A 23,438-nucleotide genomic window follows, 5' to 3' on the forward strand; every position below is an offset into this window, starting at 1 on the left:
TACTTCTCATGCTTTCATGGATTTACTTCTCATGCTTTCATGGATTTACTTCTCATGCTTTCATGGATTTACTTCTCATGCTTTAATTGAGCATCAAGTCTCAACATCCTGGTAACGGAAGATCAAAATCATGAAAAAAAGAATTGCCTGCGGGTTGAAACAGGCAATTTTTACAGCCCACGAGTTGCTTTAAGTTTTTAAAGCTTGAATATTTAGCTTTAAGTTTTCAGAGCCTGCATACTTCGCTCTTCCTGAGCCAGTCAATGTCGGACTGGTAGAGAAGCCTCAGGTCTTTAAGCCCTAGTTTCAGCATGGCAAGCCGGCTTACTCCGAGCCCCCAGGCAAGGACGGGTTCTTTGATCCCGAAAGGTTCTGTGACTTCTTTTCTGAAAACGCCTGCACCTCCGAGTTCAACCCAGCCGAGGCCGTCTACATAAACCTCAGGTTCCACACTTGGTTCGGTATAGGGGAAATAGCCTGGACGGAAACGGATTTCTTCGAATCCCATCCTGTGGTAGAACTCTGCCAGGAGGCCTAACAGGTCTGCAAAGGACATGTCTTTGTCCATAACCACGCCTTCAAGCTGCTCGAATTCAGGGGTATGGGTCGGGTCAATCGTCTCCCTGCGGTAAGCCCTGTCAATGCAGAAGGCTTTTACAGGCGGTTCGGGGTTGTCTGCAAGGTACTTTATGGTTACTGAAGTGGTATGGGTTCTGAGTACATTGCGTTCGGCAAGTTCCCTGTCCCATATCCCTCCCCAGCCGCAGGAATCAATGTCTCCTCCGCGCTCGTGCATTGCTGCCACTTTTTCCGGATATTCAGCCGGGAGCTGGCAGGTACTGCCAAGGTGGAAGGTATCCTGCATGTCCCTTGCAGGGTGGTCCTGGGGCTGGAAGAGGGCATCGAAGTTCCAGAAAGAGCTCTGGATGATACCGCCTTTGATCTCTGTAAAGCCCATTTCCAGGAAGATCTGGCGCATTTGTTCAATCAGGCGCCTGTAAGGGTGGATTTTGGCTCCGTAGAGGGGTTTTGGAGTGATGTCAAGCCTATAAGGCCTGAACTTTTTACCTTTCCAGGTGCCACTCTTCAGCAGGTCGGATGTGATCTGGGCAATTTCTTCTTCAAGGATAATGCCTTGAGCTGCAAGAACACTTCCTTCACCTGTTATGGAAATAGTCCTGAACTTCTCTTCGTGTTTTATGACAAGTTTGCGCTTGAGCAGGTCTTTTATAGTCCTTTCATCGGCTGCAAGCTCTTCGAGAGTCTTTGCCTTGCCTGCGAAAGTTGCAAGGGCTTCTTCATCTTTGCCTGAAGGAGCTTTTCCCGAAGGTACCATTACTCCGTTTTCAACCTTCGCCCATCCTTTTTTCACGAGCCAGCCGGTTGCAATTCCTACGATCTGAGGGGAAAAACGGCTCCTCAGTTCTTCAAGAGAGGTAGGAGCTTTCAGGGCGTCAATTATCTGGCGCTCCGGAAGTCCGGTTTTCGTATATTCTTCTCCTTCTTTTGTAAGGGAGTAACGTTCGAGCACTTTTTCGGAAACGGAAGCAAGTTTTTTTTCCTGGAGCATGAAGGCTGCCTGCATTGCCGCATCCACCTGCAGCCCCGACTTCTCTTCCAGTTTATCGGGGGCGGTCGACCCCAGTTCCTCAAGGGTGAGTAAGACCTTTTTCTCGTTGATTGTGAGGTTATCCTGAGCACTCATATTGTAATCACGTCCTGATCTTCCTGAAATGATTAAAAAGTTGATCTGTTATAATAATTTGATTTGTTATCGGAATTTGGTAAGGCTCTAATAATTTAATTTTTGTAGATCTCTGAATAATTTAATTTTTGTAGATCTCTGAATAATTTAATTTTTGTAGATTATTCTGTACTCATCAAGCTGTTCCCGCGCAAGTTCCCGCTTTTCCTGATGGTCTTTAAGGAATTCTTTCATTTTTTCGGCTGCAAGCTGTTTACACGAGCCACACATCCTTGTGCCTGAGATACATTCCTGTTTGATTTCCAGCAGTTCGTTGTCGTCATCAAGCAGGTGGAAAAGCATCAGTTCGAAGACAGAGCACTCTTCGGGCTTTCCCCCAAGCTTTTTCTGTTCTTCCAGGGTTACACAGCCTCCGGTCTTTGCCTTCTTTACCTTTTTTTCTCCTTCTTTGGGGTCGTCCGTAAGGGCAATCTGGCTTTCAGGGATGCTGCTGGACATCTTCCCGCCCTGCAGCCCGCTCATGAATCTGTGGTAGGTGGATGCAGGAGGAATGAAAGCGTAGCCTCCGAACTCGACCGCTACCTCCCTGACAAGCTTTTCAAGCCCTGCAAGATCAGGATACTCTAGCACGTCAATGTGCTCTTCATAGAGTTTTACTTTCCCGGGAATGCGTTTCTTGAGCTCCTGAAGAGCATCTTTCTGGGCGGTTTTTCCCCGGACGCTCAGGTATTTCCTGCCTGTCTTTACGTCTTCCCGCCCCTCTACTCTGAACATGTTCATCTTGCCTGCAAGCCCCCTTGTAAGGCGGAGGTGAGGGTCCTGGTCCGGACCTACAGGAATTACAACTGGTTTTGGCCCCCCGAATTCTTCAAGCTGGGGCTGGAGGATGTCTGCGGCCTGGGTTGCCACGCTGAGCATGTGGGAAAGGCCTGTCTCTCCTGAAAAACCGTAGATGGCGCTCAGTTCCGAGAAATTTACTTTAACTCCGAGTTCAAATGCCAGGTCTTTGACGCTTCCGCAGCCTGACTGGAAATAAATAAGGCCGTCAGGTTTGAATCCAAGGGCGATCAGGCTTAATATGTATTCTTCTACCCCGATTTCTTTACATTTCTGCCAGGAAAACCCACGCACTGAAAAAGCTTCCCTGTCTGCAATCCCTACAAAGGCCGAAGCTCCCATTTCTTGGTGCCAGACGATCTGGTCCATGACCATCTTGTGCCCAAGGTGAACCTTTCCGGAGGGCATAAAGCCGTCCATTACTGAAAAAGGGGCACCTGTCCGCATGGCCTCTGCAATCTGTTCGTAATCACGGTGCCCGAAGATAACTTTTCTCCGCATGTACATATGCGGGGACGGGATTTCCGGAAGTACGTTTTCAAAAGGAGAAATCCCAAACTCTTCGAATAACTTGTAATAGTCAGTGATATTGCTTGAACTCCAGGGGTCAAGTTTAGTATTCATAAAGTCCCTCAGGGGCTGCCTTTTCCGGAATGTTGCCGCAGGCAGCTTTTTCTTGCTACATAAATAAGGGTAACGTTAATATGGGTATAAATCCCGTTCCGGCTAAATTGCTCTTTAAAAATACCTGCTCATATGTAAATGTTTATCTTCTGGCATTCAGTTCCAGAAATTAACATTACTTTATATTTCCTTTCTTAAGGTCATTTGGAGGTAACTCTCCTATCAAAAACGAAACCTTAATGTATAAAGATATTTGGAAAGTTATTCGTGCTTTTTCCTTCAATTGCTATGTTTTTTGAACACATAAGTCCAAAACAATTATCTTTTTCCTGATATGGATAATTTTCCTGATATGGACTACCAAATAGTGAAATTATTTTCAATGGGGACATTATCGATGGAGATTTTTTTCCAAGTACCAGATTCAAACTTCTCTAAGTACAGACTCTAACCTCCAGAAATATATATTCAAAAGCTCAATTGTAATTAGATGGATAAGAGCTTATTTTTAGCAGATATAATAAATATTTTATCCGGATTGAAAGATGTAGATGCAGCCTACATCTTCGGTTCATTTCTTGAAAGGAAATATTTCAATGATATTGATGTAGCTTTGCTCCTATCCGAAAGTTTAGATCCTTATCAAAGTCTCAGGTTTTGAATGGGTCTCTGAACCTTAATAAGGTTATTTCTCGCAAATCTTTTCAAAAGGATAAGGCAGTTTTGCCTCTTCAGGGATCTTGTCAACGAATTCCATAAACTCAGGGTCGTGCATAGGGCTCAAACTTTTCTGCCTCTGGAAATACGGATAGCTCCTCATCCTTTGCCAGATCTCTTTTAAGGGCACTTCTTTTACATTTCCGAACCTGAAAGGAGGGTAAGGGCTTGGTTTTACGTCGCCATCTGCGGTTACATGCATCCAGCGCCTGCCTGCCATTGCACCCATCATCTGGCCTTCAAAATAAGTGTTTGCAAACATGCGTGGGCCTTTCGGGTCCGAGTTAATCCTCCGGTACATTTCCAGAATTGTTTTCCGGTTACTGTCATTAAGCACAGGTTCACCTCTGGTTTTTGGCATTGCTTCCCAGACTGAAAACTCCTGAACCCCGAGTTCCGATGCAAGAGTATAGAGGGCAGGAAGTTCCTGCATGTTTGAGGGAGAGGCGTGAGTTGTCATTACAACCAGAAGCCCGGCTTCCAGAGCCATTTTTATGGCAGAGACAGCCCGGGCGTACGCTCCTGCGGAGTTTCGGGCAGCATCGTGTTTTTCGGGATTAGTTGAATAAACACCAACCATGAGGGAATGAAGTCCGGCTTCTTTCAGTTTAAGGGCAGTTTCTTTTGAAAAATCCGTGCCCCAGGTGGAACAGTTCACTATAGCACGGCTTTTGTCCACATACTCGATAAGCTCGAAGACATCTTCCCGCAGCAGGGGGTCATTTTCGGTAAAAGTGATTATGAAGGTGCCAAGTTCCAGGGCGTCGTCTATTACTCTTTTAATTGTGCCTGTATCCAGTTCGTCAACGGCTGTTCCCGGCGGGTACCTTGAACTGTTCTGGTGGGTGAGTTCGATGGAGACGGTTTCAGGAACGTATTTTCCCAGGGATATCTGAATTTCTGCAAAAATGAGACGCCTGAAAACGGGGCCTGGTATGGGAGGCAGCCATGCTGAAGGAATAACCCTGTCCTCCTGTACAAGAGCCGGTTTTTCCTCCTGCAGGCGTGAACTAATCTTTTTCAGTATAGGGCTGCAGGCTGCTTTCAGGGGTCCGCTTGCTGTAAGTTTCAGAGCTTTCCCTTCATGCCGCCGAAGGTTCACAGATAGCCCTGGCATGGAGAAAAGTTCTATATTTCTGTTCCTTGCGGGAGGGTCCGACACATTTTTTTTTTCAGAAGTCATTTTTCCTCACGGGTCATTTTCTTACGAGTTCCTAATTTAACTGTCTAATATTTAAATCCGTCTCCGGTTTAAACCACTCATCAAATCACTATTTTTTCCCGGGATAAACGTAGCTGTTCTATTTGAAAAATAACTTTAAACCAGCCTCAGAGGACCGTAAACTCTTTGAAAACAGGCACTGCTTGAATATAATACTGAACACAAAGCTATGTTGGATATCGAACACTAAGTCTCCGTATCAGAATATACTCTGCAGATTTCCTATTGAAAATCAAAACGTCATATAGGAACTCTACATAGGTTGTTCTGTGACGGCTAAAGAAGGACGATTACCATCAGTCAACATTATGAGCTACTAAAAAGAGCAAGAGAATACAATAAAACTGATCATTTCAAGGAAGATATGAAACAAAGAGCTCATATCGAACCAAAGCAAGGAGAAATGAAAAGACATCATGGATTGGAGAGGGTAAAATATTGGGGACTTCCAAAGATGAATATACAAGCAACAATGAGTGAAATTATGGTCAACGTAAAAAGATTTATCGCAATGAATAGTTGTGGCTATCAATTGGCATCATAAAATATGTAAAATGAATGAAAAATTGAAAGAAAAGGATGAAAAGAATGAATTGTTTTGATGAAAATTACTCCAAAAACTGGAGGATATTTATGAAGTGCAAAATTTTGCGCTGAAATTTTTATGTTGGCTGAACATTGCCTACTTTTACGACTCTATCGGATAGGCTCCATACTTGAAAATGTATCATACTTGAAAATGTATCATACTTGAAAATGTATCATACTTGAAAATGTATCATACTTGAAAATGTATCATTCTTGAAAATGAGGACTTGGGCTGTCCGGACGCGAGGGCTGAATTAATCCTTAGTCAGTCCGGACTGCCTCTTTAATTAGTAAAAAAGCTTGAACCTCATGCCGCCCTTTCTGAGAAGGCGAGGTTTCCGCTGATTTTCTTTATCTTCACTTTTACCACGTCGCCTTTTCCGGCACCGGGAACAAAGACAGTATATTTATCGATTTTTGCTATCCCGTCACCTTTGGACCCAACGGCATCTATCCGGAGTTCGTAGGTTCCTCCTTCCTCGATAGCATCCCTGACAACCACGTTGCTTACCTTTCTCTTTTTGACAGGTCTGTGAGCCCCGCAGGCAGAACATTTCAGGATAAGTACTCTGTCTACCCTGACAAGCTGGGTATCAGGGCGTTCGCATTCCGAACACATAACGTATTCGTCAACATATGCCTGAATATTATCTGTAATCTGAGCTCTCGTAAACCTGCCCTGGAAGACTGCACGTGTGCCTTCTATCTTCCCTGCAGTCCCCAGTTCCCTGGTGAGATATTTCATCAGGTGGTCAGGGTCCCGGTTAAGGGTGTCTGCAATATTTCCAAAGTTATCCAGAATTGTGGTTTTACCTTCGGAAAAGAGTTTGGGATCAGGGATTACGAATCGAGCGTCAGTAGTCTCAGTGTCCGGCATCTTTGCCATTGCACGATCCAAAAGCTCTTCGTAATCATACATTCTTTAGACTCCCTTGTAATCTTTACGGCTTTACCGGTTACTGTACCAGTTCTGCGCCTTCATCGATAACGATTCTGCAGGGGGTGGGCAGTTTCTGTCCAGCGTGCCAGAGAGCTTTCTTTGCAGCCTGGAAGTTCTGCTTCTCAATTGCCACTGTAAAGATCTTCTGCATTGCTTCTACCCTTGCTGCAGTACCGACATTCTTTCCAAAAGCCCTGCGCATCCCACTGGATACACGGTCAGCACCAGCGCCTGTTGCCTGCTTGTTTTCCCTGAGTACTTCATGGGGGTAAACACGGAGCTTCATGTAAAAGCCCATCTTTCCGGCATCTGCACTCAGGTGCCTGTTTGCTGTAATACGGGCTGCTTCGAGAGCAACGTGCCTGATCTGGCATTTTTCTTCTACAAGCAGGGAAATTTTAATTGGGAAGGAGGTATTTGCTTTGTCTCCCATGTCATAGTGAATAACCTGACTTCCGGGAACACCGCCCATGTATTTTTTTCTGGTAAATGAGCGCTGTCTAACGTTTCTGTACATACTTCCTGGCTTTCGTACCATTAGCTTGATTCTCCTGAAAGATAATGATTTTAATAGAAATTTGTTGTAACGGATTTGTTCCCGCATATAAATGTTTGCATCACGTTCGCAAAAAATCGTTTAGCAAACCATTCAGTATGAGATATGTGCATATAGAAATCACTGCATGTATTTACATTTATCTGTAAATCCGCCCTTGTGGGTTCTGGCAGGAAACTTCTGAGTCTCCAGGTTTTCCGATAGGGAATTTCATGCCTGATATTTTACAGCCCCTTAAATATTATATATCCCGGGCTTAGGTGACTTAATCCCTACTACTTAGTTGTTTATAAGTTTTATTGATGGCTTCTGGTGGTTTATAAGTTTTATTGATAGCCTCTTATGGTTTATATTTTATTGATGGTCTCTTGTGGTTTATATCTTATTGACGGCTCTTTGTGGTTTATATTTTATTGACGGCTCCGGGTATGTCTCATAAAATCCTGCAAGAAGCCCAAAGCAGCCTGAAAGCATCATACTCCCGAAGGGTGCAGCAAAATGCAGCTTTTTTGAAATTTCCTGCCTGACCTCTGAGCCCGGGAGCTTTTCAAGCATCTCCCTTTTAGGGCCGGTAATCATTATCGAACATACCTGTTCAATGCCGGAGGCTTCCTTTATATATGCACCATGCCCTCCGTCATTAAAGACTTCCTCAAAGCCAAGGGTCCCCCCGGCAAGCCTGATTATATAATCCTGGAGTTTTTCCGGGTTCATGCTGGAACTGTGGTGCTCAAAAATAGCTGTAATCCTGTTTTCATTTACAAGTGCCCCAAGAGTATGCCCGTTTCCTATATTGACCACGATGGAAGGCTGGACGGCAGCAGGGTCGGTAAGAGCCCCAAATACGGCTGCAGGCCCCGTATCCATGAAAACTGCCCGTGTCTTAAGGACAGTCGTGGATTTAAGAAGCGAATCTGCCTGGGCTTTCATGCGGGTAAAAGCCCGTGGGATTTCTTCGGGGCGGTAAACGAAGTTTTCGAGCTTTCCTCCTTTCTCTATAAGTTCTTTCAGAAGTTCAAACCTGTACACCCTGTTGCTCTTGTCCGGGGCGTTTCCGTGGTCCTGCACTGCCACTGCATAATTTTCCGGCATCCTTACTTCAAAATTTGAAAGTGCGCATGAAACGGCGCAGGGGTCAAAGTCCTGCATAATAACTTCCAGCGCCTCCCCTGAACCTGCAAGTTTCTTTGCCTCTTCCTCCGAGACTATCCTTACTCCAAAAGCCTTCACTTTCTCAAGGTTGTCATGAATGGTCAGAGCAGCTTCTTCAGTGGCATACACAGGAAGCCCTGCTTTCAGGTGAGTGCGGACAGCCCATGCCGAGGGTCCCCCTCCCATTATGGTCCCGGTAAGTACAAGCGCCTTTCCTGCCTTTGTTACTCTCCGCACTCTTTCCGCAGTAACCTGTGTGGGAGCCGGCATGACCATTATCAAGCTGTTTTCAACTTCTTTTGCCGAGTCAAAGAGCAGGAGATCCTGCGTACCTGTACCTATATCTGCCGTAAGTATATGCATACCCTGAGCATTGAGCTGATAAGTTATTAAAATATGGGCAGGCAAGTAACAGTGCAGGATACAGAACAACAGGATACAGGACAACAGGATACAGAACAACAGGAAGAAAAAGCATAATATGAAAATCATAATGTGGAAACTGAACAGGATACAGGGTAAACAGGAAGAAAAGTATTATATGAAAATCATAATGTGGAAACTGAACAGGATACAGGGTAAACAGGAAGAAAAGTATTATATGAAAATCATAAATGTGGATATTGAACCGGATACCCATAACAGGAGAATTATCTGAATATATTGGAGAGTGCCGTTTTCATGAAAGAATCCATTCCTGAAATTCACAAAAAAGACGCCAGAAAATCTTATTCTTTTGCCATAATTACAATTTCGACCTCAAGGTACGAAAAGTATGGGGATGCAGTTTCTCCTGATGGGGCGGAAGACCTTTCTGGAAAAGCTATGAAAGAACTTCTTGAGGCCGCAGGAAACACCGTTTCTTTCTACAGGCTTGTGCCTGACGAAAAGAATGCAATTCATGATGCCGTTTTTGCCGCTCTTGGCAGCTCTGCGGATATTGTTGTAACAAGCGGGGGCACAGGGCTTGCTCCAAAAGACCTCACTATCGAGTCTGTAGCTCCTCTTTTTGAGAAGGAAATCCCTGGCTTCGGGGAACTTTTCAGATATAAAAGCTTTGAAGAGATAGGGACGTCGGTAATCCTTACCCGGGCGTCGGCAGGTGTAATAAAAGGAAAGGCTGTATTCTGCCTGCCGGGGTCCCCGAATGCGGTGAAGCTTGCCCTTTCTAAGATTATCATTCCTGAAGCCGGGCACATTGTCAGGCATGTAAGGGAATAATTCCCTCCTTTTTTCCTGGTTTCTTTTTCCGGGCTGCGCCTTTTTACATTGAAATATATCGATAGTGTTAGAGGTAAAAACGGACTCAGTACCAAAATCCATTGATGAATGTATAATTAATAAATCATTAGATTTTGGACCAGAGTCCAAAAACGTTCTAATCAATTATAATCAATCGATTTGATCGGAAAGCAAATATCAATATCTATCAAAATCTATCAAATTGATAAAAACTGATAGAAACTGATGAATAAAAATGGAAAATCTTGCCCTTCGTCCCCATAAAAGAACCCAAAGCATCTAACACTCCACCCCCACCCGGATCTAACTTGCAAACTTGGAAGAAGCATAATTGGCAGGGAGCCCTTTTGATTTAGGAGAAACTTACGAGAAGCTCTTTAAAAGGTGGTGAACAAGCAAGGTGGAAAAGCAAACAGGTAAAACAATAACAGCAAAAAAGTAATTCCTTTTTACCTTCCCTTATTTATGCAAATAAAGGATGCTGGATATAAACCTTATATTTATTTTAAAGAAAATCGGTTGAAGTTCACACATATAATTTGTTTCAATCATTGGATATCGATAAATCTCTTCAAAACCATTTTCTAATAGATGGTATACAATATAGCATTGCTCTGTACTTCTGCTTGTTATTTTTTTGTATGGATAGCAGGAACAATTGCATTAGCTAGAACTCATAGTTATGAACCGGCTTTATATGGCATAACTACAGCTTTTGCCGTACTATATCCACTTTCGGTTTTTGGATCACTTTATTTTGTTGCCCTCAACCAGAGAAAGTCCGATAAATGGTTTCTGGGACTCCCCCTTCTTATTGTTATTCTCACATTGATCTTAAGCCTGTTTTTTTCAGAAAAACTGTTTGTGCTCCTTCTTGTGCTTGCAGCACCAGCTTCTGCACTATTCATCCTCTCCGTGCCCGAAGAACAGAGAGGATCAGCAAAAAAATACGTTACAGTAGCTAAGGTGGTCAGCATTTATGCGTTTATAACCGGTCTCATTTACTTCATGGAGACTTTTTCACTCATAGATCTTCCACATGGCTTGGTCCACAACATGCTTCTGATATATGTAGGCTTTGGGCTTCCCTTTATAGGGATATGCCTGGTGCTTATGGCAAAGAACGAACGAAAGAGGTCCGATTCCTCTCCCGGTATTTTTGGGGAATTATAGTCGCTTCCTGAACATAAAACCCAAACTCAAAAATTTCAAAACCCATCCTCAATACTTCCTTACCTCTCTGCTCATATCTCTGAAGTATTCGAACAGGTCTTTTCCCCATTCTATTGCTCCGGGTTCGAAGCTTATTATATACTGGCGGTCAAATCTTCCGCTTTCATTAAACAGCCCCATAAGCATTATTTTGTCAGAAGACACAACGACTGCAGGGATTTCAACTTCTTTTTTGTCCAGAATAAAGAGATTTGTGTTCTCCATTCTGAGATACTCCGCTCCTTCTTTTTTGAAATCTTCTGCAAGCCGTGAGTATACAGATTCACTCAGGACAAGGGATATTTCAGTGCCTCTTCTGGCAAGTTCCAGGAAGAAAGCAGGGAATTGGGGATGAAAATAAGAGAAAAACATGAGGATATGATTCGAGTTAGAAGTATGCTTCACGAATTCCGGGTTAAGGTCAAAAGTATGACTCAGGTCCGGTTCTATCAGGTGATAATCCCCAAGTTCGCGGATCCGCTTCATAAGGTAAGGGGGAATAGGTGTGAGTTTCCTGTCTGCCCAGAACTCCTCATTTTTCTCAAAAACCTCAAGGGTATCAAGAAGAGGCTGCATTTTCTCTATAATAATCTCTCCTATCAGGCTGAGGCGATACATTCCTTCTTCATGGATTACAAGGTTTTGTTCTTTCAGCTTCTTTATCTGGGGAAGGAGAGCGGTTCTTGGAACCTGAAGCCTGTCAAGAATCTCCTGGGCATTCTTTGGTCCTTCTTTCAGCAGCAGGAGAAAATCTTTTCTCTTCTCTGAAAACAGGATCAAATCAAGCAAGTTTGGGTTCATTTACGGTCGCCTCCCGGAAGTGGAAGAGGGGTTTTATTTTTCGTGTTTGGTTCTTTATAGCGTTAATGAATATCAAGCCGATAATAAAGATGCCGAATTTATTTGAAATTCCTGTTCAGGTTCGATATCTGCCAGCACAAAAAGCCACAATGTAGGTGAAAAAGAAGTAACTGATAAAACTGAAAACCAGATGTTCCTTAAATCAGGTTAACCGGGAAACTTTGATATAGATGCCGGTGAGAATGGATGAAATCATACTCAAGGGTAAACTAGCTTCAAGGTAGAAGGAATTATTTCATCGATGTTGTGCATTTCTTATCACATTGATGATGTGAGCTTTTTATAATTAGCAGGCGAGTTTTATCATTAACGATGTGAGGAAGGGCAATGGAGAAAGAAAAACTATACCAGCTGAAATCCGATGCAAGCAAGATAAGTCCTATTCTTAATATTGGAAAGAATGGGGTCACTGAATCTTTGATCGAAGAACTGAATAATAAGTTGAAAGTTAACAGGCTTGTAAAGGTCCGGGTGCTCAAGAGCGCAGAAGAAGGAAAAGATTTGAAAACTATCGCAGATGAGATCGCCGTATCTACAAGATCCACACTGATTGATGTGCGCGGCAGAACAGTTGTGCTGTACAGGTAATAATTTCAGGGAGAAGGCGTACTTGATTGTCGTTACTTGATTATCGTTACTTGATTATCGTTGTTTAAGTCGAAGCTTTTGAGTAACAGCATTATAATTGAGATCTAATCGAGAGTACTTAAGTAGCTGAAGTATGTCCCCTTTAACCTTCTCCCTGCAATATCGTTTTTTTCGGGTTGCTTTACAGGCAAGAAGTTCACCTCTGGAGGAAAATAACACTTTTTTATGTCTCATAATGAAGAACAAAGTTTTTCTGTAGAAGTGCCTCTAATAGTTAAGGTTCGTAAGTGTGGATCTGTTTAAATATGATCTATTATTTCATATTATTATATATTTCATCAGTATTATGTAAATTTCATCATTATTATGTAAGTTATGTAAATTTCATCATTATTATGTAAGTTACTTATATTGAAAAACAATTAGCTGTAAAGTTTATTCGTACACAAGCCTACAGGACCTCACTATTATGAGGTTGACTTCCATACCGCTGTATGTAAACGGATAAACGCATTAAGATCATCAAAGCACAAAAGTGCCTGAAACCCCCATTGAGACGGTTGAGCTGGGATACTTCTGCTTTACTTTTATTTTAAGACACAGTGGGGCAGATCGCACCCCACCATCCGGAGAGATTATTATGCTTGAAGATGAGTATCAACTTGACTTTTTCAAAAACAACGGTTTCGTCCGGAAGCAGTGCCAGAAATGTGGCAAATTCTTCTGGACACGTGACCCTGAAAGAAATACGTGCGGAGACGCGCCCTGTGACCCTTATTCTTTTATAGGGAGCCCTGTCTTTTCCAGGGAATTTAATATTTCAGAGATGCGCGAATACTACCTCTCCTTCTTTGAAGCAAGAGGGCACACAAGGATTGATCGCTATCCTGTGGTCGCCCGCTGGAGAGACGATATTTACCTTACCATCGCTTCAATTGCAGACTTCCAGCCCTTTGTAACTTCAGGGCAGGTTCCACCTCCTGCAAACCCCCTTACCATTTCCCAGCCCTGTATCAGGTTAAACGACCTGGACTCGGTGGGCAGGAGCGGGCGCCACCTGACAACTTTTGAAATGATGGCGCACCACGCTTTTAACAAAAGGGACAATGAAATTTACTGGAAGGAACATACCCTGGAACTCTGTGACGAGCTCCTGAACTCTCTTAAGGTAGACCCCTTCGCCGTAACCTACAAAGAAGAACCCTGGGCAGGCGGAGGCAATGCCGGGCCCTGTGTGGAAGTCATTGTGAATGGCCTCGAGCTTGCAACCCTCGTTTTCATGGATCTGAAGACCGACAAAAAAGGAGATGTCATGATCAAGGGCGAGACCTATTCAAAGATGGATAACTACATCGTGGATACCGGATATGGGCTCGAGCGTTTTGCCTGGGCTTCAAAGGGGTCTCCTACGATTTATGACGCTCTTTTCCCTGGCATAGTAAATGAACTCATGGGGCTTGCAGGGCTGGAACATGAACTGGATAACTCCGAGTATGCAAACATCCTGGCGCAGAACGCCCGGCTTGCAGGGTTTATGGATGTCAGTGAAAAGGCAAACCTGATGGAACTCAGGAAAAAAGTTGCCTCAAGCATTGGGATGACTGTGGACAAACTTTCGGCTATCATGGAACCTGTAGAAAAGGTCTATGCGATCACTGACCACACGCGTTGTCTCACCTTCATGCTCGGGGACGGAATCATTCCCTCCAATGTCAAAGCAGGGTACCTGGCGCGCCTCGTCCTGAGAAGGACGCTGCGCATGATGAAAGACCTTGATATCAGGACTCCACTCTCCGAAATCGTGGACATGCACATAAAGAACATGCCCGAGTATCCCGAGTTCCGTAACAATTTCTCTGTTATTCAGGACATCCTGGAATCCGAAGAGGAAAAGTTCAACGCTACCATGGAGAGGGGGCGCAGGATCATCCAGAAATCGGCATCCCATTTCAAGAAGACCGGAGAAAAAATTCCTCTATCCCAGTTAACCGAACTCTATGATTCACACGGAATCCCTCCCGAGATGGCAAAAGAAGTTGCAGCCGAAATTGGGGTAGGAGTGGAGTTCCCTGACAATTTCTATTCTATCATTGGGGAACTGCACAACAAGGCTGAAGAAAAGGAAGAACAGGTAATTCCTTTTGCAGAAAGGCTCAAACACCTCCCGAAGACCAAACGCCGCTTCTATGATGAGCCCACCCGTCTGGAGTTTGAGGCAGTTGTCCTTGATGTGTTTGATAACCATATTGTGATGGACAACACATTCTTCTATGCGGAAGGTGGAGGGCAGCCTGCAGATATCGGAACCATCACTGTCGGAGATGCTGTGTACAGAGTTGTGGATGTTCAGGTCTATGACGGTGTAATCGTACATACGGTTGACACCCCAGGCAGGGAACTTGAGATCTCAAAAGGCGATATTATCACCGGCAAGGTTGATGAAAAGCGCAGGATGGCTTTTGCAAGGCACCACACAGCAACCCATATTGTAAATGATGCCGCCAGAAAAGTTCTTGGAAAACACATCTGGCAGGCTGGTGCCCAGAAGTTTGAAGATCACTCCAGGCTTGACCTTTCCCATTACAGACATATCTCTCCTCAGGAAGCCAGGCAAATCGAGCTTCTTGCCAACCACACGGTTATGGAAAACAAACGTGTGATTACGGAATGGATGCCGAGGACTGAAGCCGAGCAGGTATACGGTTTCGGGCTCTATCAGGGTGGAGTGCCTCCAGGAGAAAAAATCAGGATTGTAAAGGTCGGAGACGATGTGGAAGCCTGTGGTGGGACTCATTGCCTGAGTACTGGAATCATCGGCCCTATCAAAATCCTGAAGACAGAAAGGATTCAGGACGGTGTGGAGAGGATCGAGTTTGCAGCCGGAGATGCAGCCGTTCGCGCCATGCAAAAAATGGAATCTCTCCTTGTTGATTCCGCAAAGACACTGAGCGTGCCTCAGGAACAGCTTCCGGTAAGTGTGGAACGTTTCTTCGGGGAATGGAAAGACCTGAAGAAAGAAAACGAAAGGCTCAAAGAAGAACTTGCCCGAACCAGGGTTTACAGGATGCTCGGGGATGCTTCTGAGGTTGCAGGCCTCAGGGTTGTTGCCGAGCCGGTTCCCGGAGCAGACTCTCTTGAGCTCCAGAAGATGGCTACGGAACTCCTGAAACACGAAAATGTGGTTGCCCTTCTTGCAAGTGATGTTGAAGGCGTCAAGCTTGTAGCATCTGCCGGAGAAAAAGCCCTAAAATGTGGAATCAATTCTGGTAGCCTTGTCCGTGAGATGTCGAAGATTGTCGGCGGAGGCGGAGGCGGAAAGCCTTCCCTTGCAATGGGCGGTGGAACTGACCCCACAAGAATGCAGGATGCTCTTGCCAGAGGTCTTGAGCTTGTGAAAGATGCCTGCAAAGAAGCCTGAAATAACGGTTTTATCAAGTTGGATGGCTCAATCAAATTCGATTGAGCCGAAAAACAAAACTGATGCCGGGTTTTTAAAGCCCGGTTTTTTTACTTTTTTTAGTTTCTGGCTGTCTCTCTCTCAGATTTTTTGAAATTAAAAAAGGAATTTGAGAATTGCCTATTACCTCAGGTTTTAAAGAGCACTTCACAGAGGATTGCAATGCTGTCTTTTACAAAGAGGTGTATGGTTTTCTTCCCTTCAAGTCCTTTTTCTACTTCGTTTCGAACTTCCCAGTAGTCCTCGGGTTTTACGCCTGCCCGAAGTACGACACTCCCAACATTCCTGTCCTTCAGAAACTTATTGATTTCCCTTGGCTCAAAGGGAGTGACTTTCAGGACCAAGTAGTGATTTTTGATCATGGACTGCTTTATCAGGGCATCAGAAGTCAGTAAAAGCCTCTTTTTGTCAACCCTGAAAAGTTCGAAAGCCCCTACAATCGGGCCTGCCATCTGCATCATGGATTCAACAAGTTCAGGTAGCAGACCTGCTGCAACAACAGAGGGCTCGGGTTCATAGGCGCAGAGTTTCATCTTTTCTGCTTCTCGGATCTGCGGAAGCGGCATATTCTTCGAGACCAGCCCTTCGCCTGCAGGAAGAGCCACAGCAAGCCGGTCATACTGTTTTAAATCGCCGAAGTAGAGAGTCAGGCGGTTGAGCTGCCCTTCCAGGGAAATATACTCTTTTTCGCAGTCAAAAGGAATCCTTTCCGGCGGCATCTGGGGTGGAGCTTCGAAAGCGAAATTTGCTGTCTTTTCCCTGTAAGCCGAAAGCACATTCGGGATTCCGGGCTCAAGGCTTGAGACATGCCTTTCATCTTCTTCTGCCGGGCGGAAAGGGTCCGAAAATACCACATCTACTGCCGGGATCTGCTCGATCACTTTCGGGTCAAGAGCGTCTCCGCAGATGAATTTCACATTGTTAAGTCCGTACATCTCACAGTTTTGTTTTGCATACTCGATTTTCTCGGGGTCGATTTCCACTGCATATACAAACTCGCACTGCTGTGCAAAAAAAACCGTCTGCCCTCCAATCCCGCAGCTGATATCAGCAAGAGTCTTGCACTTCAGGCGCTGCGCCCTGTAGCGAGAAATAGGCTCAGGGGTTGCAAAGCGCACGCTTTCCTTATCCCCGTGCAGGGGTTTTTCAAATTGTTTTCTCCGTGCCACATCGATCAGAGGAGTAGTAGGAGTTTTATGGGATTTAAAGGCAACTGAAAAAAGAGGGGTATATTACTTCCCGAGTTCCAAACCTTGTTTTCGTGGAGATTGCTCGCGAATAATATAATTATAAGGATGGAAGGTGTCCAGTAGAGTTTCAATCCTTGTTTTCGTGGAAGCCACTTCTCGACTGAACTACGGTTGGAAAAATGGAATTAATTGTGTTTCAATTTTTTCTGGCTTGAAATCTGCCTTATCCGTTTAAAGAATCTCCACTGCCTGCATCGTCATAAGCTCTTTTCCTACAATTTCTCTCAGCTTCGGAACTAGAGCCCGAATTTTTTCTTCACTATCAACCGCTTCCACAACTACTGGAAGACCATTGCTCAGCTCCAGGATCTTCAGGGTATGGATCTTTCCGTCTGTCCCGTAACCTTCGATTCCTCTGAGCAGGGTTGCGCCGATGATGCCGGAATCACGCAAAAGTTCGAGGACTGCTTCGTGGATGGATTTGCCGTGGTAGGTTGAGTTTTGTTTCAGATAGATGCGGAGAAGTGCAGATGACATTGTTTTAAACCTCAAGTGTGAGTTTTTTGAAAAAACTAATTTTAAAACTAATTTTAAAAACTAATTTTATTCTTATCTCCGATACAGGATATAAATTTGATCAAAAATAGTTCTGATTTTCAAAAAAAGTCGGAGAATTCCGGCAATTCTGCGTTAATTTGAAAAGAAAATGTAATGAGGGAGATTTGAATTATTCTCCCTTTATTATTCTTGTAATGTCGTCCCCGACGTCTGAGGTGGTGCTTCTGCCGCCCATGTCGTAGGTTTTGACTTTGCTGTCCAGGATATTTTTCTGGATTGCACTTACTATGTTGTCTGCAGCTTCCTTTTCTCCGAGCTGTTCTATGAGCATTGCGCCTGCCCAGATTGTGGCAATCGGGTTGACTTTGTTCAGACCCTTGTATTTAGGGGCTGAACCGTGGATTGGCTCGAACATGCTTGTCCCGTTCGGGTTGATGTTTCCGCCGGGAGCAAGGCCGAGGCCGCCCTGGATCATGGCTCCGAGGTCGGTTATGATGTCTCCGAACATGTTCGGAGTTACGACCACATCGAACCATTCAGGGTTTTTCACAAACCACATTGTAATGGCGTCAACGAAGTTGAAGTCCGTGGTAACGCCGGGGTGCTTTTCAGCAACCGCGCTGAACTCTTCTCTCCATAAGCCGTAGATGTCGGAAAGGACGTTTGCCTTATCAACAGATGAGATGTGTTTTTTCCGGTTTTCTGCAAGGTCAAAGGCGTATTCGATAACTCTTTTTGTACCTTCTTTTGAGATAAGGCCGATCTGGTACCCAATTTCTTCGCTGTCGGTCTCGATGTCAAGGCCGAATTTTGCGGAGTAGAGTGTCCTTTTGACTTCAAGGAGGTCTTTACTCTCTCCTTTTTTTGCTCTGCCGCCGATTCCTACGTAGAAGTCCTCGGTGTTTTCCCTGACCACGACAAAGTCGATGTCTTTTGAGGTCTTATCCTTGATTGGGGTCCAGACTCCTTCGAGGAGTTTTATCGGGCGCAGGTTGACGTACTGGTCAAAGTAAAAGCGTGCAGTTAATAAGATTCCCTTTTCAAGAACCCCGGGGGCAATCCTCGGGTCTCCGATGGAGCCAAGGTAAATGGCAGGGTAACCGGACAATTCCTTTAAGGTTTCTTCCGAAATCAGTTCTCCTGTTTCCAGGTAGTGATCTGCTCCATGCGGGTATTCAATCCATTCTACATCAAAACCAAATCTCTCGCCTGCGGCGTCAATTACTTTTCTGCCTTCGGCGAGGATTTCTGGGCCTATCCCGTCGCCGGGGAGGACCGGAATCTTATACTGCGTCATGTTTGTGCTCCTTTCAAATTTACAGGCAAAAATGCCTTTTTAATGCGAGATGTCAAACGTGGGTCAGGGCTGTCTCTGGACAGGTTTCCTGTTTTTCATTGCTCAGAGACTAGTTTCCGGGCATACTCTATAAGCCCTCCCGCATCCACGATCTCGCGGACGAAATCCGGGAGGGGGGTTGCCTGGTAGGTCTCTCCTTTTGTTTTGTTTTGAATGACCCCTGTTGCAATGTCTACTTCAAGTTCATTTCCGTCATCGATCCTGTCCGTGTCCGGGCATTCAAGGACAGGGACTCCGATATTGATCGCATTCCTGAAAAAGATCCTTGCAAAAGACTTTGCGATCACACAGGATACCTTTGACCCTTTAAGGGCAAGAGGTGCGTGTTCGCGCGAGGACCCACAGCCGAAATTGCTTCCTGCGACCACGATGTCATTTTCATGAACATTTCTTGCAAAATCAGGGCGTACGCCTTCAAATGTATACTTCGCAAGCTCTTCCGGGGTATTAAATATCAGGTACCTTCCGGGAATTACTGCATCCGTATCCACGTCATTTCCGAATTTCCAGGCTCTTCCTTTCATGAAATCACCGTAATTTGCTGTAATTAAACGCTGTTGATAAAATGTTCACAGCCTGTAACTCAGCTATACTCACAGGGTTGAAGTATCACAGGTAATATTTAAATTATTTTCTGACAGGCTATAAAACAGGTTAACAATTCCTGCCGTTTTGCGCCTGCTTTTGCCCGGTAAACTTTAGTAAAGGAAAACTTTTGTAAACAAATTCTCTGCCTTAAGCAAATTGCTGAGGGTTTTGAGCAGCTGTTTCTTCTTTTTCCCCTCTTCCGGGTTCAAGAGCACTTGGCTCTCCTCCACCGTGCCAGCTCTTCCTCGGGCGGATGCGCACCATATGGACAGATTCTGAGTGATCATCTATTATCAATGCAGCTCCCCTTTCACTCCCCATTTTCTTCAGGTATGCCCTGAGGCTTTCCTGCATATAAAGAGGCCGCGATGTTTCAAGAGCAAGGATATCATCACTTGAGGTGAGGCGGTGGCAGATAAGAAGGTCGCTCTGCGAGACAACATCAGGGTGAAGGCTTGCGGGTCTCTGGGTTGCCAGTACCAGGGAGAGCCCGGGTTGCCTGCCCTGCCTGAGGCAGCGGTTAATAAGTACCTCCGAAGCAAGACTTTCTGTCCCTGCGGGAACGAAGATATGAGCCTCATCTATGAAAAACCAGACCATGGGGAACTCTTTTCCTTCCTGCTTTTCCCCCATCTGCTTTTTTTCATAGGCTCTTCTTGCCTCAAGCCTCTCTGCATAAAGCCTGCCTGCAAGAATTGATACTGCCGCAGCGCAAACGTTTTCATTTTCAAGGGCGCTTATATCAAGGACTGTTGTCCTGCCTCCTGATATTAGTTCTGATAGAGGCGTCCCTTCCTTTGAAAACAGACCCCAGGATTTCACAGCCCTGAAATAGTTTTCAGCAGCTCCTTTAGATGCTGAATCCGAACGTGTATCCCGAAATATCTCGCTGATAATGTCTTCAAAAGAATAAGGTTCACTTTTTTCCCGGAGGGATTCAATAGTCCTTACGAGCATAATTCCAAGAGGAGAAACCTCTTCAATCTTGAGGAGCCTGCACCACTGGCTTCCTGAGAGCTCCCGGATTGAAATTGAAAAAGGCTGTACCTCTATGTTTCGCGTCTTATAGGCTTCGACCTTTCCTGCCGGCACGAAAACCTCGGTATCGAGTCCCGTGGGGGCAAGGTCCCAGCTTTTTAGCCTTCCTGCCTCGGAAGTATTCGGATAACTCATTGTCCAGAAAATTCCCATGGTATCAATGATAAGGGAGGCAAGTTTTCCCTTGATGGCAGGAGGGAGAAAGGCAAGTTCTTCCAGCATGCATCCCATCGTATAAGATTTTCCATACCCTCTTTTCCCACAGATCAAAACAGCATGAGGTTTAAGGGCATCCAGATAAACGGCTGCTCCCCTCGAATGGTCAAGTGCCATATAGTTTCCAAGAAACAGGAGTCCTTTTCCTTCATTTTTTTCATTACCAAGAACGCGCAATGTCCCGCTGAATTTTCCCCCGAAAGCAGGTTTGAACTTTTTATTCTCTCCCTCAGGCATCCTTGATAGTATCGGACGGATTCCTACTTAAAATAATTTGTTTAGGTGTGATCTAATAAAAGTCCCTATCTTTAAGTTTTTCAGGCTTGAATCTCGTTCTGAGTGGCCTTTACGTTATCTAAAACCTTAACTGGAAAGTATTTCATTGGTGTTTTTGTAGATGATGGAAAGGAACTTCCTGAGAAACCGAAATTTGATGATTCTACTACAGTTGGTATTGATGTAGGTATCAAGGATTTTGCTGTACTTTCTACATATGAAAAATATAATTATTTGAAAGCTTCTGAAGATTTCAGTAGCTTCAGGATATTATTTTATCCAGCTGGTTTGTCTGGGCTGCCTTTTTGATTTCCTGAGCTATTCTCCTTCCGGTCGAGAGGTCTTCCTGAATCAGGTCTGCGTAAGGGGAACCTGAAATGTAAAGGTTTGTCCCTGCCACAATTCTGGCTGAAATCTCAAATACCTTAATTTCAAGCTCATCCGTAAACACAGTTTCAAGGCAGAAAGCTCCTATCATCCCGCCGAAAAGACCAAGGGATTCTTCAACCACTCTTTCTCCAAGAGAGAAGATAAGAGGCAAGAGGGATTCCCTTGCGACGAGGGGCATGTTTCCTGTAACCACATATGTCGGGCGGATACCTGCTTCTATAAGTTCTCTGGGGGAGCCGAGCCTGAAGATCTCATCGGCATTGGATTCTACTCTGCGGTCCATGCTAAGAAGCTCAAGGCTTCCCTCGCTTAAGGTATATCCTTCGTTCCGGATTGGGGAGTAGAAGTAATGCAGGTAGTAGCGGGTCCCGGTAATGAACTCCTGGATAGTGTACTTCTGAGTGCGGTCAACTAGTTCATCGAATTCCTCATAGGTTTTTGCGACGAAGAAGCCTTTTCCTCCTTTTGCACCGTTGTACTTGACCATCACAGGCCCGTTGATGTCATGAGGGTCATCTATTTTTCCGGGCATGTGGATGCCTGCTCCAAGCAGCCATTCTCTTTCTTTATCCCGGTCTGACTCCCATTCCAGTACAGCCCGGTTCCCGAATGTAGGCACAGCTATCTCTGCAAAATTTTCGGTACCTAGATAAGCGACAAATGAACCGTGTGCGATAATGATTACATTTTTCTTTCTGAGTTCTTCAGCCTTATTCATTATGTCCGCATAGCTTTCAACAATAAGGTACTCATCAGGTTTTGCTTTTGGAAATGCCTCGTAGAACTTGGGTGGTTTGCCAACGCAGATCCCCAGAGTTTTGAAGCCTTCTTTTCGCGCCCCGTCAAAGATTTGAAGGCTTGAATGAGAACAGACTGTTGCAATAGTAATATTTTCTAAATCGTAATTTTTCAGAAATTCAAGAACCTGCTGTTTTGTTATCATGATTGCTACCAGCGGAAAATTTAGATTAGAATATACAATGTTATATTTAAGGTTAAGGGCAGGATTCTATATATAAATATAGTAGCCGATCTATAATAAACCGTAGAAATAAAACTTTATATTAAGATCGGTGCAAAGTACAGTACAGAGTATACTTGATAAATATTGATAATAAGGTTTTTAACTCAGGAAATATGCATGAACGGGCTTGAAGATAGAGACGGTTTATCTGAAACCGGTGAGCCTCCCCAGGGGCCTGGACTCGAGGAGCAGGATAACAGGGTACTTGTTCTCCCTGTAAACGGTGACTCAAGAAAGCTTACCCAGATCCTCTCCAACGAAACATCATTGAAGATTCTCGAACTTCTTGGGAAGAAAAGCATGTCTGCAACCAATATTGCAGAAGAGTTGAACCTTCCCCTTACCACGGTCAAATATAACCTTGATTCTCTGATCGAATCCGACCTGATTAAAGTCAAACAGATTAAGTGGAGCCAGAAAGGGCGGCAGATCAAGATCTACGAATCTGTGGAAAAACTGATTGTCCTTGTCCCTTCCAGAAATTCAATGGATAAACTCTCCATTATAAATTTGCTGCAGAAATACATGGGAGTAATAGGAGCAGCCTTCTTTGCAGCTGCAGGAATAGAGTACCTTTCAGTCTACCTGCGGGCAAAAAGTATCGTCGATGCCACTGCTCCTTTGCGGATGGGGATCACGGGGCCGGTAAATGAGACTTATCCAGAAGCAACAATTATGGAGAGCGTTAAAGATGAAAAGCTGAGCCCTAAAGACGGAGGTTCGAACTCTACTTTTGATCAGGCATTGCCGGAAGAGGGGGTGATGGAAGAGGAGGTAATGGAAAAGGAGGTGATGGATGCAAGCCCTGAGACCTTTGCCGGGCAGCAGGTAATGGACGGTTCAGGAGCAGAAAAATTGCCTTCAGAAATGGACGCTGCCCGGGAATCAGGGGCTGCTGAAGTCTCTGTCCCGGATACTCTGGACTCAACTCCGGAACTGCCTTCCGTTCCTCCTGAAGGGCTCACACACCTTGGAGGGGTTCATGGGCTTTATGATGCCCTTTCTCTTCATCCGGGGATCTGGTTCCTTTTCGGGTGCATCTTTGTAATATTTTTGGTAATTGTAAGAGAAGTCTATTATAAGAAAAAAACCAAGTAATC

Annotated in this window: 21 protein-coding genes and 1 pseudogene; 9 read left to right on the forward strand and 13 right to left on the reverse strand. The window is 44.7% G+C overall.

What is annotated here, in order from left to right; genetic code table 11:
* Positions 1-226 precede the first annotated feature (226 nt).
* Both MSWH1_RS00650 and MSWH1_RS00655 read right to left on the reverse strand, forming a co-directional pair.
* Positions 227-1,705, reverse strand: coding sequence for a phenylalanine--tRNA ligase subunit alpha (locus MSWH1_RS00650; RefSeq protein ID WP_048125181.1), 1,479 nt, complete (start codon positions 1,703-1,705; stop codon positions 227-229).
* A gap of 147 nt (positions 1,706-1,852) precedes the next feature.
* Positions 1,853-3,166, reverse strand: a complete 1,314-nt coding sequence (locus MSWH1_RS00655; protein WP_197073999.1) for a tryptophan--tRNA ligase — start codon at positions 3,164-3,166, stop codon at positions 1,853-1,855.
* 490 nt (positions 3,167-3,656) lie between these two features.
* Here MSWH1_RS00655 and MSWH1_RS00660 point away from each other — a divergent pair, with 490 nt between their 5' ends.
* Positions 3,657-3,827 (forward strand): hypothetical protein, encoded by a 171-nt coding sequence (locus tag MSWH1_RS00660; RefSeq protein ID WP_048130135.1) that lies wholly within the window; start codon positions 3,657-3,659, stop codon positions 3,825-3,827.
* A 24-nt stretch (positions 3,828-3,851) separates the two neighbouring features.
* Here MSWH1_RS00660 and MSWH1_RS00665 read toward each other — a convergent pair whose 3' ends face one another.
* On the reverse strand, positions 3,852-5,066 hold the full coding sequence (locus MSWH1_RS00665) for a radical SAM protein (protein WP_048125184.1): 1,215 nt from the start codon (positions 5,064-5,066) through the stop codon (positions 3,852-3,854).
* Between the two features lie 334 nt (positions 5,067-5,400).
* On the opposite strand from MSWH1_RS00665, the gene MSWH1_RS00670 reads away from it, so the two are divergent.
* The gene (locus MSWH1_RS00670) at positions 5,401-5,649 is read left to right on the forward strand and encodes a transposase (RefSeq protein ID WP_231585690.1); all 249 of its coding nucleotides are present in this window, start codon (positions 5,401-5,403) and stop codon (positions 5,647-5,649) included.
* A 351-nt stretch (positions 5,650-6,000) separates the two neighbouring features.
* On the opposite strand, the gene MSWH1_RS00675 is transcribed toward MSWH1_RS00670, so the two are convergent.
* The 3 genes from MSWH1_RS00675 to MSWH1_RS00685 form a co-directional block, all read right to left on the reverse strand.
* Positions 6,001-6,612: a translation initiation factor IF-2 subunit beta gene (locus MSWH1_RS00675; protein WP_048125187.1), complete on the reverse strand. Its 612-nt coding sequence runs from the start codon at positions 6,610-6,612 to the stop codon at positions 6,001-6,003.
* Between the two features lie 37 nt (positions 6,613-6,649).
* Entirely contained in the window at positions 6,650-7,171 is a 522-nt protein-coding gene (locus tag MSWH1_RS00680) for a 50S ribosomal protein L16 (protein ID WP_048125188.1), read from the reverse strand.
* A 393-nt stretch (positions 7,172-7,564) separates the two neighbouring features.
* The gene (locus MSWH1_RS00685) at positions 7,565-8,704 is read right to left on the reverse strand and encodes a DUF1786 domain-containing protein (protein ID WP_048125189.1); all 1,140 of its coding nucleotides are present in this window, start codon (positions 8,702-8,704) and stop codon (positions 7,565-7,567) included.
* Between the two features lie 118 nt (positions 8,705-8,822).
* On the opposite strand from MSWH1_RS00685, the gene MSWH1_RS18670 reads away from it, so the two are divergent.
* From MSWH1_RS18670 to MSWH1_RS00695, 3 genes are all read left to right on the forward strand, one after another.
* Entirely contained in the window at positions 8,823-8,999 is a 177-nt protein-coding gene (locus tag MSWH1_RS18670) for a hypothetical protein (protein ID WP_156148040.1), read from the forward strand.
* A gap of 23 nt (positions 9,000-9,022) precedes the next feature.
* Entirely contained in the window at positions 9,023-9,562 is a 540-nt protein-coding gene (locus MSWH1_RS00690) for a molybdenum cofactor biosynthesis protein B (protein WP_048125191.1), read from the forward strand.
* A 612-nt stretch (positions 9,563-10,174) separates the two neighbouring features.
* Positions 10,175-10,756: a hypothetical protein gene (locus MSWH1_RS00695; protein WP_048125193.1), complete on the forward strand. Its 582-nt coding sequence runs from the start codon at positions 10,175-10,177 to the stop codon at positions 10,754-10,756.
* Between the two features lie 48 nt (positions 10,757-10,804).
* Here the strand turns inward: MSWH1_RS00695 and MSWH1_RS00700 are convergent, their stop codons facing one another.
* Positions 10,805-11,596: a winged helix-turn-helix domain-containing protein gene (locus MSWH1_RS00700; RefSeq protein ID WP_048125195.1), complete on the reverse strand. Its 792-nt coding sequence runs from the start codon at positions 11,594-11,596 to the stop codon at positions 10,805-10,807.
* Positions 11,597-11,983: 387 nt separating this feature from the next.
* On the opposite strand from MSWH1_RS00700, the gene MSWH1_RS00705 reads away from it, so the two are divergent.
* Positions 11,984-12,244, forward strand: coding sequence for a YhbY family RNA-binding protein (locus tag MSWH1_RS00705; RefSeq protein WP_048125196.1), 261 nt, complete (start codon positions 11,984-11,986; stop codon positions 12,242-12,244).
* 640 nt (positions 12,245-12,884) lie between these two features.
* Entirely contained in the window at positions 12,885-15,662 is a 2,778-nt protein-coding gene (gene alaS, locus MSWH1_RS00710) for an alanine--tRNA ligase (RefSeq protein ID WP_048125197.1), read from the forward strand.
* A gap of 167 nt (positions 15,663-15,829) precedes the next feature.
* Here the strand turns inward: alaS and MSWH1_RS00715 are convergent, their stop codons facing one another.
* The 5 genes from MSWH1_RS00715 to MSWH1_RS00735 form a co-directional block, all read right to left on the reverse strand.
* Positions 15,830-16,870, reverse strand: coding sequence for a methyltransferase domain-containing protein (locus tag MSWH1_RS00715; protein WP_048125199.1), 1,041 nt, complete (start codon positions 16,868-16,870; stop codon positions 15,830-15,832).
* Between the two features lie 252 nt (positions 16,871-17,122).
* The gene (locus tag MSWH1_RS00720; RefSeq protein WP_048125202.1) at positions 17,123-17,428 is read right to left on the reverse strand and encodes a DUF190 domain-containing protein; all 306 of its coding nucleotides are present in this window, start codon (positions 17,426-17,428) and stop codon (positions 17,123-17,125) included.
* A gap of 190 nt (positions 17,429-17,618) precedes the next feature.
* Positions 17,619-18,746, reverse strand: coding sequence for an isocitrate/isopropylmalate dehydrogenase family protein (locus MSWH1_RS00725; RefSeq protein ID WP_048125203.1), 1,128 nt, complete (start codon positions 18,744-18,746; stop codon positions 17,619-17,621).
* 95 nt (positions 18,747-18,841) lie between these two features.
* Positions 18,842-19,330 (reverse strand): 3-isopropylmalate dehydratase small subunit, encoded by a 489-nt coding sequence (locus MSWH1_RS00730; protein WP_048125205.1) that lies wholly within the window; start codon positions 19,328-19,330, stop codon positions 18,842-18,844.
* A gap of 211 nt (positions 19,331-19,541) precedes the next feature.
* On the reverse strand, positions 19,542-20,885 hold the full coding sequence (locus MSWH1_RS00735; RefSeq protein WP_048125207.1) for an ATP-binding protein: 1,344 nt from the start codon (positions 20,883-20,885) through the stop codon (positions 19,542-19,544).
* A 132-nt stretch (positions 20,886-21,017) separates the two neighbouring features.
* Here MSWH1_RS00735 and MSWH1_RS18675 point away from each other — a divergent pair.
* A pseudogene (locus tag MSWH1_RS18675) lies at positions 21,018-21,170 on the forward strand (RNA-guided endonuclease TnpB family protein); the annotation flags it as partial.
* A 16-nt stretch (positions 21,171-21,186) separates the two neighbouring features.
* On the opposite strand, the gene MSWH1_RS00740 reads toward MSWH1_RS18675, so the two are convergent.
* Positions 21,187-22,257, reverse strand: coding sequence for a formate--phosphoribosylaminoimidazolecarboxamide ligase (locus tag MSWH1_RS00740; protein ID WP_048125209.1), 1,071 nt, complete (start codon positions 22,255-22,257; stop codon positions 21,187-21,189).
* Positions 22,258-22,455: 198 nt separating this feature from the next.
* Between MSWH1_RS00740 and MSWH1_RS00745 the strand changes: the two genes are divergently transcribed.
* Positions 22,456-23,436 carry a transcriptional regulator gene (locus MSWH1_RS00745; RefSeq protein WP_048125211.1) on the forward strand — a complete coding sequence of 327 codons (981 nt, stop codon included), beginning with the start codon at positions 22,456-22,458 and terminating at the stop codon, positions 23,434-23,436.
* Positions 23,437-23,438 lie beyond the last annotated feature (2 nt).

The organism is Methanosarcina sp. WH1, assembly GCF_000970005.1.
Taxonomy (GTDB): domain Archaea; phylum Halobacteriota; class Methanosarcinia; order Methanosarcinales; family Methanosarcinaceae; genus Methanosarcina.